16 protein-coding genes are annotated in these 16,068 nt (G+C 64.2%); 4 read left to right on the top strand and 12 right to left on the bottom strand.

Annotation, left to right across the window (positions count from 1 at the left end):
- Position 1: 1 nt before the first annotated feature.
- The 12 genes from ABS45_RS13330 to ABS45_RS13385 form a co-directional block, all read right to left on the bottom strand.
- Positions 2-763 carry a hypothetical protein gene (locus ABS45_RS13330; protein ID WP_291556152.1) on the bottom strand — a complete coding sequence of 254 codons (762 nt, stop codon included), beginning with the start codon at positions 761-763 and terminating at the stop codon, positions 2-4.
- On the bottom strand, positions 756-2,267 hold the full coding sequence (gene flhF, locus ABS45_RS13335) for a flagellar biosynthesis protein FlhF (RefSeq protein ID WP_291556153.1): 1,512 nt from the start codon (positions 2,265-2,267) through the stop codon (positions 756-758). Before flhF ends, ABS45_RS13330 begins: the two co-directional genes overlap by 8 nt.
- A complete protein-coding gene (flhA, locus tag ABS45_RS13340; RefSeq protein WP_291556155.1) occupies positions 2,264-4,348 on the bottom strand; it encodes a flagellar biosynthesis protein FlhA in 2,085 nt (694 codons plus the stop codon). Before flhA ends, flhF begins: the two co-directional genes overlap by 4 nt.
- Positions 4,345-5,502, bottom strand: coding sequence for an EscU/YscU/HrcU family type III secretion system export apparatus switch protein (locus ABS45_RS13345; protein WP_291556158.1), 1,158 nt, complete (start codon positions 5,500-5,502; stop codon positions 4,345-4,347). Before ABS45_RS13345 ends, flhA begins: the two co-directional genes overlap by 4 nt.
- Positions 5,503-5,676: 174 nt before the next feature.
- The gene (locus ABS45_RS13350) at positions 5,677-6,312 is read right to left on the bottom strand and encodes a protein phosphatase CheZ (protein ID WP_291556160.1); all 636 of its coding nucleotides are present in this window, start codon (positions 6,310-6,312) and stop codon (positions 5,677-5,679) included.
- Complete coding sequence (cheY, locus tag ABS45_RS13355; RefSeq protein ID WP_291556162.1) at positions 6,309-6,701, bottom strand: chemotaxis response regulator CheY; 393 nt, start codon at positions 6,699-6,701, stop codon at positions 6,309-6,311. Before cheY ends, ABS45_RS13350 begins: the two co-directional genes overlap by 4 nt.
- Positions 6,702-6,769: 68 nt before the next feature.
- Positions 6,770-7,729, bottom strand: coding sequence for a flagellar motor protein MotB (gene motB / locus ABS45_RS13360; RefSeq protein WP_291556164.1), 960 nt, complete (start codon positions 7,727-7,729; stop codon positions 6,770-6,772).
- Positions 7,730-7,757: 28 nt separating this feature from the next.
- Positions 7,758-8,618: a flagellar motor stator protein MotA gene (motA, locus tag ABS45_RS13365; RefSeq protein WP_291556165.1), complete on the bottom strand. Its 861-nt coding sequence runs from the start codon at positions 8,616-8,618 to the stop codon at positions 7,758-7,760.
- 121 nt (positions 8,619-8,739) lie between these two features.
- Positions 8,740-9,039, bottom strand: a complete 300-nt coding sequence (locus tag ABS45_RS13370; RefSeq protein WP_291556167.1) for a flagellar protein FliT — start codon at positions 9,037-9,039, stop codon at positions 8,740-8,742.
- A gap of 3 nt (positions 9,040-9,042) precedes the next feature.
- On the bottom strand, positions 9,043-9,456 hold the full coding sequence (gene fliS, locus ABS45_RS13375) for a flagellar export chaperone FliS (protein ID WP_291556168.1): 414 nt from the start codon (positions 9,454-9,456) through the stop codon (positions 9,043-9,045).
- Between the two features lie 86 nt (positions 9,457-9,542).
- On the bottom strand, positions 9,543-10,874 hold the full coding sequence (gene fliD, locus ABS45_RS13380; RefSeq protein WP_291556170.1) for a flagellar filament capping protein FliD: 1,332 nt from the start codon (positions 10,872-10,874) through the stop codon (positions 9,543-9,545).
- Between the two features lie 180 nt (positions 10,875-11,054).
- Positions 11,055-12,266, bottom strand: coding sequence for a flagellin (locus tag ABS45_RS13385; protein ID WP_291556172.1), 1,212 nt, complete (start codon positions 12,264-12,266; stop codon positions 11,055-11,057).
- A 327-nt stretch (positions 12,267-12,593) separates the two neighbouring features.
- Between ABS45_RS13385 and ABS45_RS13390 the strand changes: the two genes are divergently transcribed.
- The 4 genes from ABS45_RS13390 (at position 12,594) to ABS45_RS13405 (ending at position 16,065) form a co-directional block, all read left to right on the top strand.
- Positions 12,594-13,823 carry a flagellin gene (locus ABS45_RS13390; protein ID WP_291556174.1) on the top strand — a complete coding sequence of 410 codons (1,230 nt, stop codon included), beginning with the start codon at positions 12,594-12,596 and terminating at the stop codon, positions 13,821-13,823.
- Positions 13,824-13,922: 99 nt separating this feature from the next.
- Positions 13,923-14,150, top strand: coding sequence for an acyl carrier protein (locus tag ABS45_RS13395; protein WP_291556176.1), 228 nt, complete (start codon positions 13,923-13,925; stop codon positions 14,148-14,150).
- 19 nt (positions 14,151-14,169) lie between these two features.
- Positions 14,170-15,207 (top strand): ketoacyl-ACP synthase III, encoded by a 1,038-nt coding sequence (locus ABS45_RS13400; protein WP_291556178.1) that lies wholly within the window; start codon positions 14,170-14,172, stop codon positions 15,205-15,207.
- 90 nt (positions 15,208-15,297) lie between these two features.
- Complete coding sequence (locus ABS45_RS13405) at positions 15,298-16,065, top strand: SDR family oxidoreductase (RefSeq protein ID WP_291556180.1); 768 nt, start codon at positions 15,298-15,300, stop codon at positions 16,063-16,065.
- The last annotated feature ends 3 nt before the right edge of the window (positions 16,066-16,068 follow it).

Genomic DNA, 16,068 nt, shown 5'->3' on the forward strand with positions numbered 1-16,068 from the left:
TTCAATGCGGCTGGCCAAGATGGTAGCGCGTTGCGCCCGGGCTGTACGCCGGCGCCGTGCCGACCTCCCGGCCAGCCATGGTGCAGGCGTTTTCCAGCAGCTGCAGCGCCAGCGCACCGAGCTCTGCCTCGTCACCTGCGTTCACCACCCCCCCGCGCAAACGGGTGCCGAGCCACTGCGCACTGCCTCGGCGCAGCGCCTGCAACACCCGCTCGCCACCGTCGCGCCGGCTGCCCGGCGCCTGCACCACGGCCACCGTGCACGGCAGGGAACTGCAGGCCGCCATCTGCTTGAGCAGCGAATAACTGCGCAGCAGCGCCGCCTCACCCGGCGTGGCAATGATGAGCGGGGTCACGGCTTGGTCACGCATCAGTGCGGCAACGGTAGGCGCCGTCGCATACAGCAGCACCACCGCAAACGGGTGGACGACATCCGCCAGCGCCTGCACCGCCGCGGCGCCTTCCCCATCCATCAGCTGCGCCAGCCCGCGCGCGGCAGGCACCACGGTCGGCATACCCATGTCGTCGGATCGCGGGGATGCCTGGCGTGCCAGCCACGGCGCAAGGCCCGGCTCCTGCGCCTGTTCTTCTGCCGTGGCATCCAGCACCAGCACCGGATAGCCCTGCTGCTGCAACTGCATCGCCAATTGCCACAGCACTTCCAGCTCCATCGTCGCCTCGGGATGGCTGAGCACCGGCAGCAGACGAGGCCCCTGCCCGGCGGCAAAGCCGAGCAACCCTGCGCCCTGGTGAATCTCAGGCAACACTCGCCAGCTCCGTGTCTGCCGTCAGCGCCACCGGCGCCTGGGTGAAAAAGTAGTTGAGTTCGATGTCCTTGGGGTCGAACGCCGACTTGACCGTGCTGCGCATGGACGCGGCCACCAGCTGATTCGCATCGGCAGCCTGCCAGTCCTCGGGCACGCGCTGGCCATTGGTCACGCCGCGCAGCACCATCTGGTGGCGAATCAGCGCATCGATCGCCGGCCCCAGCTTCACCGCCTCGTCGATCTTGGAAAGCAAGGCCTGCTGCGCGCCCGTGGTCTTGAAGCCGGCCAGCACATCGTCAAAGGTATCGCCGTGGTTGCAGGCGTTGAGCACCAACAGTCGGCGGATGCCTGGCAGGTCCAGCAGCTGCAGCATCTCCTGGCGGCGCGGATCGCGCGGGGCGATGCCGGTGGTGTCGATCAGCACCATCTTCTTGGACGACAGCAAACCCAGCAAATCCTGCAGCGCCGCGCGGTCATGCGCCAGGTGCGCCACCACGCCCAGCATGCGGCCATACGAGCGCAGCTGTTCGTGCGCGCCCACGCGGTAGGTATCGAGCGTGATCAGGCCGACGCTGCCGGGCCCGTGCACGCGGGCGCACAGCGCCGCCAACTTGGCAGCAGTGGTGGTTTTGCCCACGCCGGTCGCGCCCACCAGCGCGTAGATGCCGCCCTCTTCGTACAGCGGCAGCTGCAACGCGTCCGTCTTGAGATTGCGCTCGAGCACCGCCATCAGCCAGTGCAGCGCATTGGCTGCCGGCAGGTTGTCGGGCAGGTGCTCCAGCACCGCACGCGACAGCGCGGGCGAATAGCCGGAGCGGATCAGCTTGAGCATCAGACTGGATTGAATCGGGTTCTGCCTCGCCTGCCCCAGCCACGCCAGGGTATTGAAGCGGTCCTCGATCAGGTCTTTCATCGCCTGCAGCTCCTGCATCAGGTGCTGCTGGCCCACCCCTGCGGCCAGCGTGGGTGCGCTGGAGGCTGGTGCACTGCGCCGCGGCGCGGGCGTTGGCAGCGCGCGCTCGGACAGCGGCTGCGCAGTCTCACTGCGTCGCACAGTAGCGGCCGGGGCCGACGCTGCTGCCGCTTCAGCACCCGCTGGCGCAGCGCCGCCGTGCAGCGCCTCATGCCGACGACGCAGCATACGCTCGCGCACATAGTCCTGGAACGAGAGCGTGCTCATCGCCAGCTTTTCCGTGTCCTTGGCCACCGAGCTGCGCACCAGGCCTTCCGAGGCGTGCTGGCTGCGCAGCGGGCTCGCCGCGAAATCATCGGCGCGCTCCTGCAGGCGCCCGCGCGGCTGCGATGGCGGCGCGCTCACCGGCTGCAGGCGCGCCTGCATCTGGCTTTGTGCTTCCGGCAAGGTGTCTTCTGCCGTAGCCACCACTTCCACGCCGCCGTCGACCGGTCGGTTGGAGAGGATGAGCGTGCCATCGCCAAAGGTCATGCGTGCCTTCGCCAGGGCCTCGCGCGCGGTGGGGGCGTGAAAACGCTGGATGTTCATGAAGTTGCTCCTTTGAGGACGGGACCAATGCGGATGGTGTGGGATTCAGGAATTTCGCTGTGCGAGAGCACCTGCAGGCGCGGTGCCATGCGGCGCACCAGCCGGGCAATCGTGCTGCGGATCGCATCGGGCACCAGCAGGCAGGCGGGGATGCCCAGCTCTTCCTGCTTGTTGGCGACTTCGGCCGCCTTGTGCGTCAGCAGGTCGGCCACGCCGGGGTCCAGCGCCGGGCCATTGCTGCCCGCCAGCGCCTGCACCAGCAGATGCTCCAGGCCGGGTTCGATGGCGATCACGCTGAGCTCGTTGGTCGGACCGTAAATCTGCTGCACGATGGCGGGCGCCAGGGCGATGCGCACCTGCCTGACCAGCTCCGCCGGGTCCTGCGTGCTGCCGGCGAATTCGGCCAGGGTTTCGATGATGGTGCGGATGTCGCGGATGTGCACGGCCTCTTCCAGCAAGAGCTGCAGCACTTTCTGGAACGTCGTGATCGAGACCATCTTGGGCACCACTTCTTCAATCAGTTTGGGCGCGAGACGCATCACGTGTTCGACCAGTTGCTGTGTCTCGGTGCGGCTCAGAAGCCGCGCCGCCTGCACCTGCATCAAGTGTGACAAATGGGTGGCCATCACGGTTTCCGAATCAACCACGGTAAAGCCCGCCATTTGCGCCGCTTCCTTCTGCGCCGCATCGATCCAGTGCGCGGGCAGACCGAAGGCCGGGTCGGTGGTCGCGGTACCGATCAGCGGCGTGCTGATGCCACCGGGGTTGATCGCCAGAAACATGCCGGGAAAGGCCTCGCCCTCGCCCACTACCACGCCGCGCAGCAGGATGCGGTAGCCGCTGGGCTTGAGCTCCAGGTTGTCGCGCACATGCACTGCCGGCGGCAGAAAGCCCACCTCCTGCGCAAACTTGCGCCGCACGCCCTTGATGCGCGTGAGCAGGTCGCCCTGGCGGTTCTTGTCCACCAGCGCGATCAGGCGATAGCCCAGCTCCAGGCCCAGCAGATCGACGGGCTGCAGATCGTCCCAGCTCGCCTCGCCATCGCTCACGGGCGCTGGCGCCGCTTCCTCGGCCGCCGGCTTCTTCTGGCGCTGCAACAGCATCCAGGCGATCCAGCCCAGGCCACTGCCGATGATGAGGAACACCGCATGCGGCATCCCCGGGATCAGCCCCAGCAGCACCAGAATGCCGCCGGCCATGCCCAGCACACGCGGCGACATGAAGACCTGCTGCAGGATCTGCTTGCCCACATCGTCGTCGCGCGCACCCACGCGCGAAACCACCATCGCCGCCGCCACGGAGATCAAGAGGCCCGGAATCTGCGCCACCAGTGCATCGCCCACCGCCAGCAGGATGTAGCTGTTGGCCGCCTGGCTCGCGGAGAGGCCATGCGACAGCATGCCGATGGCAAAGCCGCCGATGATGTTGATGATGAGGATCAGGATGCCGGCAATCGCATCGCCGCGCACGAACTTGCTCGCACCATCCATCGCACCAAAGAAATTGGCCTCATCCTGGATATCGATGCGCCGCTGCTTGGCGGTTTTCTCGTCGATCAGGCCGCTGTTCAGATCCGCATCCACCGCCATCTGCTTGCCCGGCATGGCATCCAGCGTGAAGCGCGCCGACACCTCGGCGATGCGCTCCGCGCCCTTGGTCACGACGACGAAGTTGATCACCACGAGGATGGCAAACACGATCAGGCCGACGGCGAAATTGCCGCCGATCAGGAAGTGGCCGAAGGCCTCGATCACCGCGCCGGCCGCGCCCGGGCCGGTGTGGCCATCGAGCAGCACCACCCGGGTCGACGCCACGTTGAGCGACAGCCGCATCAGGGTGGTCAGCAAGAGCACCGCCGGGAATGCCGCAAAATCCAGCGGCTTGATCATGTAGGCTGCCACCATCATCACCATCAGCGCCACGGCGATGTTGAAGGTGAAGAAGGTATCGAGCAGCCACGCCGGGAAGGGCAGCACCATCAGCGCCAGGATGGCCACCACCAGCACGGGGATGGACAGCCCCTGCAGCGCGGACCGGTTGTCGCCGGCCCAGGTACGGACGGATTGGATCGAAGGGCTCATCGTGCGCTACCTTGCGCCAGGGGCGAATGGGGATCGAGCTCGGGTGGAATGTGAGCATCCGGGATGGGCTCGGTGTCGGGCATGCGCGCCTCGCCGCGCAGCGCCGCCTTGAGCCGGTACACATAGGCCAGCACCTGCGCCACCGCGGTGTAGAGCTGGGCCGGGATGGGCTGTTCCAGATCCGCATGCGCGTACAGCGCCCGCGCCAGCATGGGCGAGCGCAGCACCGGCACCTTGTGTTCATTGGCCAGATCGCGGATGCGAAAGGCCACCAGATCCGTTCCCTTGGAAATCACCTGCGGCGCGCTCATGGTGGAATCGTCATAGCGCAGCGCCACCGCATAGTGCGTCGGGTTCATCACGACAAAATCCGCCTCGGGCACGCGCCGCACGCTGGCGCGCTCCGCCACCTCGCGCTGCTTCTGGCGAATACGCCGCTTGATCAGCGGATTGCCGTCGGAATCCTTGTGCTCCTGCTTGACTTCCTCGTGGCTCATCTTCAGGCGCGATTTGTGCAGGTACTGCTGCAGCGGCACGTCCACCACGGCAAACAGAAAGACCACCAGCAGCAGCAGTGCCAGGCCGGTGCCCATCCACTCGCCCGCCTCGCGCAGCGACGGCGCACTGGGCTGCAGCACCAGCTGCGCCATTCTCTCGGCGCTGCCGGCCATGTACTTCCACGCCGCCCAGACCAGCACCGTGGCCAGCAACAGCATCTTGCCGAGGTTGGCCATCTTCTGCCCGGACACCAGGTTCTTGGCACCTTGCAACGGGCTCAATCGACTGAATTGCGGCTGCAGCGCCTTCAGGCTCCAGATCCATCCGCCCGAGCCCAGGCTGGCAGCGACAGCCGCCACCGCCGCCAGCAGCGCCAGGATCAGGCTGATCACCAGACCCGCCAGCAGCATGGGCTGCAGCCGCGCCAGCATGCTGGCCGGCACCTGGACGGTGGCGGCATCAAAAGTGAACTGGCGCACCATCTCGCGCAACAGGGCATCGATCATCGTCGGGAAGAAGGTCCAGAGGATGAGCCCCAGCACGCCCAGGACCGCCAGGTGCGACAACTCCTGCGAACGCGGGGCCTGCCCGTCTTCGCGCGCTTTCTGGAGCCTGCGCTCCGTTGCCGGTAGTTGTTTGTCTTCGCTGGAGTCCATGACTGGCCTGCTTTCAGGTCAGCCCATTGTCGGAACAAGCGCGAAGGACTAAAGCGCGAACAGGGGGTGGAGTGCGCCGCTATTCAGCAGGAAGACCGTGCTGCGGAAAACAGCAAATTGATAGCTGCTTGCGCTTGTCCATCCTGCGCAAAGCCGTATTTTCATCTCAACAACTCAAAAACCGAGGCTGGCCAGCAGATCGTCCACCTGCGACTGGTCGGTCACTACGTCTGCCGTCTGTGCCGGGTCCACCACCGGACCTTGCAATGCCGCAGGCGCCTGGGGCGTTGCGGGCACCGGCACGTTGCCTGGCGGCGCCGTCTGCACCACCAGATGCAACAGCTGCTCTTCAATCGTTGCCGCCAGCGTCACCACGCGGGCGATGACCTGGCCCGTCAGGTCATGGAAATCCTGGGCCATCATGATTTCCGTCAGGTGCGAATCCAGCGCGTCCCCCGCCTTGCCCAGGTCCACGAGGAAGTTGTAGACCTCGCCCCTGGCCACCACGGCCACCGGATCGGCCACCAGGGACTTGAGCACCCGCGCACCGTCATCGGCCACCTGGTCGCGGATGTTCTTGGCCATCTCCACGCGGCCCAGCACCTTTTCTGCCGCCTGCCCGGTCAGGCGCGAGATGTAGGAAAGGCGGCTTTGCGCATCCGGCAGCTCACCCATGGTGCCGCGCAGCTGGTTGGCGTAGCCGAGCTCGGTCAGCGCCGTGTGCAGCTGGCGTGTGAGCTGGCCTATGCGGGTGTGAACGTCGTCGGCCTCGGCAGCGGGTGGATCGGCCCTGGGTTCATCCTCACTCATGCGGCAAGCCCCAGCTTTTTCAGAATGAGCGTGACTTTCTCTTCCAGTGTGGCCTTGGTGAAGGGCTTGACGATATAACCCGCCGCTCCGCCCTGCGCCGCGGCCACGATGTCTTCCTTGCGCGCCTCGGCCGTCACCATCAGCACCGGCAAGTGCTTCAAGGCGTCGTCCTTCTTGATCTCGCCCAGCAGCTGAAAGCCGTTCATGTTCGGCATGTTGATGTCCGAGACGACGAAATCGAACTTGGTGGTACGCAATTTTTGCAGCGCGACCACGCCGTCTTCGGCCTCATCGGCCTCGGTGAATCCGCTCTCCTTGAGCAGATTGCGCACGATGCGGCGCATGGTCGAAAAATCGTCAACGATCAGAAAACGAAGGGGTGAAGACACAAGAGACCCTTTCGGTCGAAAAACAGGTGAATACGATTGTCATTGCAACCGGAGCACGCGCCAAGCGCTTACCCGGGCGCAGCCTTGACCAAATTGTCGGGCTTTTTGTCTTCAGGTTCGGCAGGCACGGTGATCGTTGGCAAGTCGCGGCTCATCAGGCGCTCTTCCGCCTCCTTGGTGAGCACGGTGATCGTGATGCGCCGGTTGGATGCCGCGCGCGGGTCCTGCGGCTCCAGCGGATCGCTGGACGCCAGACCGACCACGCGCACCAGCTTGCTGTCGGGCATGCCACCGGCCACCAGCTCGCGGCGCGAGGCATTGGCGCGGTCGGCCGACAGCTCCCAGTTGCTGTAACCGCGATCGCCATTGCCGTACGGCGTGGAGTCGGTATGACCGGCAATGCTGACGTGGTTTTCCACTCCGCCCAGCGCCCCGCCGATGGCGCGCAGGATGCTGCGCATGTAGTTCTTGACCAACGCGCTGCCGCTGTCGAACATCGGTCGGTTCTGGTCATCGACGATCTGCACCTGCAGGCCATCGGGCGTCACGTCGATGCGAATCTGCGAGCGGTATTCCTTGAGCGCCATGTCCTGCGTGATGACGGATTCGAGCTTGCCCTGCAATTCCTTGATGCGCTGCGCGTCAACGCGGGCGCGCTCGGCGCGCTGCGCCTCGATGCTTTGTGTCTGCTTTTGCTGCTGGCTGGAATGGCCCTTGCTCGCATCGCTTTCGCTGCGTTTCATCTGGCCGTACACCCGGGCCAGATCGGTGCCGCCGCCCTGGATCACGCTGGAGCTGTTGCCAGCGCCGTCCCCCCCCTGCATCGCCACCTTCATGGGCGATGCGAAATATTCGGCAATCCCCTGCAGATCGCCCTTGGCGGTGGAGCCCAGCAGCCACATCAGCAGGAAGAAGGCCATCATGGCCGTCACGAAGTCGGCGTAGGCGATCTTCCACGCGCCGCCATGCGCGCCGTGCCCGCCCTTCTTGACGCGCTTGATGATGATGGGTTGCAGCTTGTCAGCCATAACAGCCATGCCGAAGCAAGCCCGACGCCTACTTCTTGCCCTTCACGTGCTGCTCGAGCTCATTGAAACTCGGGCGCACATCGGAGAAAAGCACCTTGCGGCCAAACTCGATCGCCGTCGCCGGGTTGTAGCCCTGCATGCTCGCCAGCAGCGTCGATTTGATGCACAGGAACTCCTTGCTCGCATCTTCGTTGCGCTGCTCCAGCAGCCCCGCCAGCGGCTCGGCCACGGCGTAGGCCAGGAAAATGCCCAGAAAGGTACCCACCAGCGCCGAGGCGATCATGCCGCCCAGCACGGCCGGCGGCTGCCCCACCGAACCCATGGTATTGACCACGCCCAGCACCGCCGCCACGATACCGAAGGCCGGCAGCGCGCCCGCCAGGCGCGTGAGCGCCGCCACCGGGCCATGCGCCTCCTGGTGGTGGGTTTCGATTTCGCTGTCCATCAAGGCCTCGATCTCATGCGCATTGAGGTTGCCCGAGACCATCATGCGCAGGTAGTCGGTGGTGAATTCGAGCACATGGTGGTCCGTGCCTACCGAGGGGAATTTTTTGAACAGCTCGGATTTTTCCGGTTCTTCCACATCCGCCTCGATCGCCATCAGCCCTTCCTTGCGCGCCTTCTGCAAGATCTCGTAGAGCATTGCCAGCAGCTCAAGGTAGCGTGCCTTGGTGTATTTGCTGCCCTTGAAGAGCTTGGGCAGGGCCGACAGCGTGGCCTTGAGCACCTTGGTCTGGTTGTTCACCACGAAGGCGCCGAACGCAGCGCCGCCGATCGTGATCATCTCGAACGGCAACGCCTCCAGCAACACATGGATGTTGCCGCCATGCGCGACGAAAACGCCAAACACGCTTCCGAAGACGACAACGTAGCCGATGATGATGAACATGGTGCGTGGATTGTGTCAGGTCGCCGCGTGCTGCAAACGCGCGATCAGGCTTGACAAAGCAGCCCAATCAAGAGAGCCGCCGGGCGCGGGGCATTATCACTGACCCCGCCGGCGGCACGCGTCAGTGCACGAACTGCGGTCGCCCCTGCAGCAGCGGATCCAGGCTGGCAAGCCAAGGCTCGGCCAGGATGCGGATCTGCGCATCGTTGTCCAGAATGCGCCGCATGATGCGGGCCTTCTCCTTGCGCAGCTGTGGCGCCAGTCGATGGCCTTGCGCGCTGCTGCGCAACTGCTCGATGAGCACGGCGCAGGTGCCCTCATGGTGCATCACACCGCCCCAATCCTCGCGGGATGCGGCAGCCAGCATGGCGGCGCTGCTGTCTTCAATGGCGCGGTAGAGATCGATCAAGGACTGCTCCATCACTCAGCCCTCCGCGGCCTGGCCGGAGGTACCGATTTCCTTCCAGCCGCGGGCCACCGGCTCGATGAGCGCGATGACTTCCTCGACCGGCTTGACGTCGTTGTGCAAATTGGCCAGGGTCAGCTGGCGAATGCAGTAGTCGTACAAGGCGTTCAGATTCTGCGCCAGCTCTCCGCCCTGCTCGGTGTTGAGCGACGCCTTCAGCCCCTCGCCCATGATCTGCACGGCCTGCCCCAAATGCAGCCCTTTGGCCTGCACGTCGCCACGCTGCAAATCGCCGCGCGCCGCCTGCAGGCGCTGCATCAGACCGTCGAACAGCATCTGCACCAGCGTGTGCGGCGTGGCGTCGGTGACCGCCGATTGCACGCCCACCTGGCGGTAGGCATTGGCGGCGCGGGAGCTCGTGGGGGTGTACATATCGGCCATCCTTGGTAGTCAACGTCTTGCCTTATCTTTTCGGCAAACGCTCCCGAAACTGAAGTGCAAACCCCACGTTCGCACCCTCAAGTCTTCTTGTTCCAATTGGCCACCTGTTGCTGCATGTAGGTACTGAGCGACTGCAGCGCCGCCATCTGCGTATCCAGCGCCGAATACTGGCGCGTGAGGCGCGCCTGCAGCACGCTGGCACGCTCGTTGACCTTGTCCTGGTCGCTCTGGTTGGACTTGATGCGCGAGGCCAGCGAATCGCTCTTGCTGTTGAGCGTGCCATCAAACGCCAGCAGCTGGCTGGTGTACTGCTTGAAATTCACCGCGATGCCGCCGCCGGAGCCATCGGACGACGCCTTGGCGGCAAACAGCGATTTGAGGTCGTCCGGAGATTCCTGCAATGCCTTGCTCAGCTTGGTGTCATCCACCGTGAGCTTGCCGCCGGCCTGCATCTGTATGCCCACGTCCGCCAGGCGCTTGAGACTGCCGCTGGCATTGCCCGCCGTGCCCATGGTGAGCATGCGCAGCGCATTCTGCAAGCCCACCGTGGCGGAATCTCCCTGCAGCAAACCGGCGGTTTTGGTATCGGCGTCGTACTTGGTCGAATCCGCCAGCAAGCCATTGAGCTCGTTGTAGGCATCCACGAAAGCCTGGATGTTCTTGCGCGTGGCGGCCGTATCGGCGGCCACGCTCACATGCGCATCCGTGGTCGTCACCTGGCTGACGGCAATCTTCAGACCCGGCAGCACGCTGTCAAAGCTGTTGGTGCTCGATTCCGTGGCCACGCCATTGACGGTGATCCGGGCGTTCTGCGCCGTCTGGCTCGCGGTGAAATTCAGGTCGCCAGTCACCGTGAAGGCGGCATCGGCCCCGGTGGTCTTGGAACGCAACATCAGCCGTTCGCCCGTGGCATCGCGCATGATGGTGGCGGTTACGCTGCCCACCGCATCGTTAATCTTGCCGGCCAGCGATTCCAGCGTGTCGTCGCCCGTATAGGCAATGCTGATGGCGGTGCCACCCTGGGGCGTGAGCTGCAGGGTGCCGGCCGCGGTCAGCTTGGCGCCAGGCGTGAACGCGTCGCTCACCGAAGTCTGGGCGCGTGCCAGCTGGCTCACGCCGATGTCATAGCTGGCCGCCTGCGCCAGACCAGATACCGTCATGCTGACCGCATCGCTGCTGGACTTGGCGGCCAGCGCATTCCAGCCGCTGTCCAGCGTCAGCTTGGAGACTGCATCGGAGAGTTTGCTGGTGAGCGACTTGATCTGCGCATAGGTGGACACCTGCGCCTGGATGCCCGCCTGCTTGGCCTGCAGGCCCGCGAGCGGCTGCTTCTCCAGATCCACCATCTTGGAGATGATGCCCTGCACGTCGAGCCCGCTGCCCACGCCTATGGATGAAATCGTTGCCATGTCAGACTCCTTGCGACTCGCGCATGCGGCAGTGTGTGCCACCGCCCGCCATTGTGGCGGCAAAGCCTGCCGCCAAAAGCACAAAAAGCAGCCTCAGGCATTGCCTGAAGCCGCTTTGAGCGCCGGGCATTGCTGCCCGGCTTTGGCTTACCGCCCAAGGCGGCCTCCTGCCCGATTTGCTTACCGCAGCAGCGAGAGCACTTGCTGCGGCAGCTGGTTGGCCTGCGCCACCATCGCGGTGCCGGCCTGCTGCAGGATCTGCGAGCGGCTCAGGTTCGCGGTTTCCTTGGCGAAGTCGGCATCCGTGATGCGACCCCGCGAGGCGGACACGTTCTCGACCATGATGTCGATGTTGTTCACCGAGTTCTCGAAGCGGCTTTGCAAGGCACCCAAGTCAGCACGGGCGGTGTTCACCTGGTCGATCGCCTTGTCGATCTTCTTGAGCGCTACCCAAGCATCCTTTTGCGTATCGACCGTCAGGGTATCGATGCCCTTCTGGCTGTTCTTCGCGGCCAAGGTGGGGGTGGCGAAACCAGAATTGGCTACCGTGAAGCCAGCGAGCGCCGGCACGTCCGCATTGCCGGTGGTCGCATCCACCTTCGATGACATCAACTCCAGCTTGTAAGTGCCATCGTCGTTCTTGGTCAGGAAGGCCGTCACCCCGGTATCGGCAGACTTGTTGTTGATCGCCGACACCACTTGCCCCAAGCGCTCGGTCGTCGAGCCGGCCGCCTTGATGACACCCAGATCGACCGTCGTACCGGCGGAGCCCGTTGTCGTGATGGTCAGCGTATTGGCGGCGATTTCCGTGTTGTAGCCCGTGAAACCCGCTGCCGCAGTGTCAATACTTGCCACTGAACCTTCGGCATAGGAAACACTGGACAACCCGCTGGTGCGGGTATCCGCAAGCGCGCCGACGGTAATGTTGTCGCCCGCATTGGCGCCCACCTGGAACAGCGCACCTGCAAAAGAGCCATCCAGGATTTTTTGACCATTGAATGTGGTCGATTTCGCCACGCGGTCGATTTCGTTGGTCATCTGCTTGACTTCCGCCTGCAGCGCCTCGCGGTCGGCCTTGCTGTTGGTGGCGTTGCTCGCCTGCACCGCCAGTTCACGCATGCGCTGCAGCATGTCGCCCACCTTGCCCAGCGCACCTTCAGCCGTCTGCGCCAGCGAGATGCCGTCGTTGGCATTGCGTGAGGCGACGGTGAAACCGCGGATCTGCGTCGTCATGCGCTCGGCAATCGCCAAGCCGGCCGCGTCGTCCTTGGCGCTGTTGACGCGCAAGCCCGACGAAATGCGCTGCATGGATATGGACAACGAAGCCCCGGAAAGACCCAGGTTGCGCTGGGCCGTGAGCGATGCGACGTTGGTATTGATGGTCATTGCCATGATCTCACTCCTTGAGAGGCGGTCCAGCGCCTCGATTGCTTGCACCGGCTGAGCCCGGCTACCGACAAATTCACGCGAATTTGTTATCAGGGTTATCGGGGCGGTGCCGGGGAACTTGAGGGTTTTGAAACAAATTTTGTCGGCCCTGCCTTGCGGGCCGCCTTCAGAACCGCCGAGATAGCGCCCGTTCCCGGCTTTTTTCCCCCTTATGGCACAGCGGCAATTGGGAAGAATCACCTCCATCGCCGGGCTTGCCGATTGCTCGACCGTCCCCCAACCCGGGATTTCGGCGATGAACAAGCCCAATCAACGTGGAGGTTTCCCGACATGGCTGCCACTATCAACACCAACGTCCCATCGCTCAACGCCCAGCGCAACCTGAGCCTGTCGAGCGCGTCGCTGGCCGTTTCCATGCAGCGCCTGTCCTCGGGCCTGCGGGTCAACAGCGCCAAGGACGACGCAGCCGGCCTGGCCATCGCCGAGCGCATGAACACCCAGATCAAGGGCCTGACCATGGCCTCGCGCAACGCCAACGACGGCATCTCGCTGGCGCAGACGGCCGAAGGCTCGCTGGGCAAGATCGGCGACATGCTGCAGCGCATGCGTGAACTGGCGGTGCAATCGAGCAACGCCACCAACAGCGCCGATGACCGCAAGGCCCTGCAGGCCGAAGTCAAGCAACTCAGCGACGAAATCGACCGCGTGGCCAAGCAGACCACCTTCAACGGCCAGAAGATTCTCGATGGCAGCTTCATCGGCGCAGTCTTCCAGGTGGGCGCCAATTCTGGCGACAACGTCACCGTCGGCGCACTCACCGACACACGCGCCGCCGGCCTGTCCAACATCATGTTTTCTACCGGCTCGCTGCCGGCGGTAGATGCCACCGATGCCACGGTCAGTACCTTCGCCGCCAAGATCGACGCCGGCTCGCTCACCATTCAAGTCGGCAGCGCCCCGGCGGTGGATATCGGCGAAATCCGCCCCGCCGGCTCAGGCGTGCAGCGCCTGGGTGATGTGGTGGCGGCCATCAACAACAAATCCGCCGATACCGGGGTGACGGCCTTCATGACCAAGAACCCGGACGGCAGCTACAAGATTGAATTCATGTCGTCCAAGCTGGACGGTGCGACCCCGCCCATGCCGGAAGCCGTCACCTTCACCGGCTTCCAGGCTGCGTCCACCGGTCTGACCGATGCGGCAATGAACGCCATGCTGAGCCCAGCCACCGGCACCGACATCAAGGGCATAGACCAGCTGACCATCGCCACCCAGAAAGACGCCTGGATCGCGCTCAAGAAGATCGACAGCGCCATCGACCAGGTCAACGGCGCGCGCGCAGAACTGGGCGCGCTGCAAAGCCGGTTTGAAAACGCGGTGAACAACATCGATATCCAGGTGGAAAACCTGGCGGCTTCGCGCGGGCGCATCATCGACGCCGACTTCGCCAAGGAAACCGCCAACCTCAGCCGCACGCAGATCCTGCAGCAGGCCGGCACCGCCATGGTGGCCCAGGCCAACGCCATACCGCAGCAGGTACTGCAGTTGCTGCAGCGCTGAGCAGCCCTCTGCAAGGTTTTTCCAAGGCCTCGGCCGTTCTGGCGTCTATCATGGCGACAGAACGGCTTTTTTCATTTTCCATAGCACCTAGCGCACACCATGACAATCGCCATCGCTGATTTCATCGATCAATTCCAGACCGCCGTGGACTTTCAGGAGCCCGTCGAAGTCACCGCCGACACGGAACTGCGCAGCCTGCCCGAATGGGATTCGCTCGCCGCGCTGGGCGTCATCGTGATGTTTGACGTGGAATTCGGCAAAACCATCACCGGCGACGACATCAAGGCCTGCACCACCATCGCCGACCTGCACCGGCTGCTTGGTTGACCACTTCGGGAGACGCACCATGGCACTTTCCACGCTGCACCACGTGCGCTTTGCCGGCATTGCCAGCTGCGTGCCGCACCGCGTGCTCGACAACCTGCGCGACTGCCCGCCCTCGCAGCGCTCCGAGCGCGAGCGCCTGGTGCGCAACATCGGCATCCAGACCCGGCGCATCTGCCCCGAATGGCAGACCTTCTCAGACCTGGCCTGCGTCGCCACTGAAAAGCTGCTGGAGGAGCTGCAGTGGCAGCGCGAGGAGATCGACGCACTGATCGTCGTCACCCAATCGCCCGATTACCTGACCCCGGCCACCGCCATCATCGTGCAGGACCGCCTGGGGCTGGCGCATTCGACGATTGCCTTTGACGTGAACCTGGGCTGCTCGGGCTACCCGTTCGGCCTGCACCTGCTGGGCAGCATGATCAGCGCCGGCGGGGTGAAGAAGGCGCTGCTGCTGGTGGGCGATAAATGCGCGAACGTGAAAGACCCTTTGTTTTCCGACGCGGGCACTGCCACCGCGCTGGAATTCGACGCCAGCGCGCCGCCGATGTACTTTGATTTGAACAGCGACGGCAGCGGCCAGCGCGCCATCATGCTGCCGGCAGGCGGGCACCGCGAGCCCTACAGCATCCGCCACGCCATCCCCTCGCGCGACGAACACGGAAACACCGTCATGCCCGGCGACTTGATCCTCGATGGCCCGGCCGTGCTGAGCTTTTCCACGCAACGCGTACCGCCTGCCGTGCAGCGTCTGCTGGAGTACACCGGGCTGGAGAAGGACGCGATCGATTATTTCGTCTTCCACCAGGCCAACCGGATGATCAACGAGACCATCCGCAAAAAGCTGCAGCTGCCGCCAGAAAAAGTACCCAGCACCTTGCACGACCTGGGCAACACCAGCGGTGCCTCGCTGCCCATCACCATGACGGCTCGGCTGCATGACACCTTGGCGCAAGGCAGGCACAAGCTGCTGCTCAGCGGTTTCGGCATCGGGCTGTCGTGGGGTTCGGTGGTCCTGGATATCGAAGGCGCACGCTTTCCGGCGATGCTGGAGGCGTGAGCTGCATGGTATGGCGCCGCGAAAATTTCTTCTGCCACAACTCCAAAAAAGTAGCATTCTGCGCATATTACGCGGGCGTCAGAGCAAAAAATGACTGATGTATTCAAAAACCCGTTCTCGCTCCAAGGCAAACGCATTCTGGTGACTGGATCGACCTCTGGCTTGGGCAAAACCATCGCCATCACCTGCGCCCACATGGGCGCTGAACTGATCGTCACCGGACGGGATAGCGAGCGCCTGGCACACACCCTGGCGCAATTGCAAACCATCTCCGCACGCGCGCACCTGGCCGTACAGGCTGATTTGACCCAAGCACGAGGGCGCGATGCCTTGGTAGCCGCCGCAGGTCAGGCGCCACTCGATGGCGTGGTGCACAGCGCAGGCATCTCACGCCTGAGCCCGGTGCGCATGATCACAGAGCAACACCTGCGAGAAGTGCAAGCGATCAACGTGGACGCGCCCATGCTGCTGACGCAAGCCCTGCTCAAGCGCAACCTGGTGGCCACGGATGGTTCCATGGTGTTCATCGCCAGCATCGCGGCACACATCGGCGTCCCCGGCGTTGCCGCCTACTCGGGCACCAAGGCCGCACTGCTGGCCATGGTGCGCTGCCTGGCCATGGAAGTAGTCAAGCGGCGCATCCGCGCCAATTGCCTCTCACCGGCGCTGGTCGAAACGCCACTGCTCGATGCCACGGCCACCATGATCGGCTCGATGGAGCAAGAGCGCAGCAACTACCCGCTGGGGTTCGGCAAACCGCAAGACGTGGCCCATGCGGCCATCTTCATGCTGTCGGACGCCAGTCGCTGGATCACCGGAACCACGCTGGTGATGGATGGCGGGCTCACCATAAGCTAGGCC

Source organism: Comamonas sp. SCN 65-56, from assembly GCF_001724135.1.
Classification (GTDB): Bacteria; Pseudomonadota; Gammaproteobacteria; order Burkholderiales; family Burkholderiaceae_C; genus Comamonas_C.

Coding starts and splice junctions, on each gene's coding strand:
- motB (WP_291556164.1), bottom strand. CDS start 7,729: ATGGCTGACAAGCTGCAACCCATCATCATCAAGCGCGTCAAGAAGGGC.
- ABS45_RS13390 (WP_291556174.1), top strand. CDS start 12,594: ATGGCTGCCACTATCAACACCAACGTCCCATCGCTCAACGCCCAGCGC.
- fliD (WP_291556170.1), bottom strand. CDS start 10,874: ATGGCAACGATTTCATCCATAGGCGTGGGCAGCGGGCTCGACGTGCAG.
- ABS45_RS13395 (WP_291556176.1), top strand. CDS start 13,923: ATGACAATCGCCATCGCTGATTTCATCGATCAATTCCAGACCGCCGTG.
- ABS45_RS13350 (WP_291556160.1), bottom strand. CDS start 6,312: ATGAGTGAGGATGAACCCAGGGCCGATCCACCCGCTGCCGAGGCCGAC.
- ABS45_RS13345 (WP_291556158.1), bottom strand. CDS start 5,502: ATGGACTCCAGCGAAGACAAACAACTACCGGCAACGGAGCGCAGGCTC.
- flhF (WP_291556153.1), bottom strand. CDS start 2,267: ATGAACATCCAGCGTTTTCACGCCCCCACCGCGCGCGAGGCCCTGGCG.
- ABS45_RS13385 (WP_291556172.1), bottom strand. CDS start 12,266: ATGGCAATGACCATCAATACCAACGTCGCATCGCTCACGGCCCAGCGC.
- ABS45_RS13400 (WP_291556178.1), top strand. CDS start 14,170: ATGGCACTTTCCACGCTGCACCACGTGCGCTTTGCCGGCATTGCCAGC.
- fliS (WP_291556168.1), bottom strand. CDS start 9,456: ATGTACACCCCCACGAGCTCCCGCGCCGCCAATGCCTACCGCCAGGTG.
- motA (WP_291556165.1), bottom strand. CDS start 8,618: ATGTTCATCATCATCGGCTACGTTGTCGTCTTCGGAAGCGTGTTTGGC.
- ABS45_RS13405 (WP_291556180.1), top strand. CDS start 15,298: ATGACTGATGTATTCAAAAACCCGTTCTCGCTCCAAGGCAAACGCATT.
- flhA (WP_291556155.1), bottom strand. CDS start 4,348: ATGAGCCCTTCGATCCAATCCGTCCGTACCTGGGCCGGCGACAACCGG.
- ABS45_RS13370 (WP_291556167.1), bottom strand. CDS start 9,039: ATGGAGCAGTCCTTGATCGATCTCTACCGCGCCATTGAAGACAGCAGC.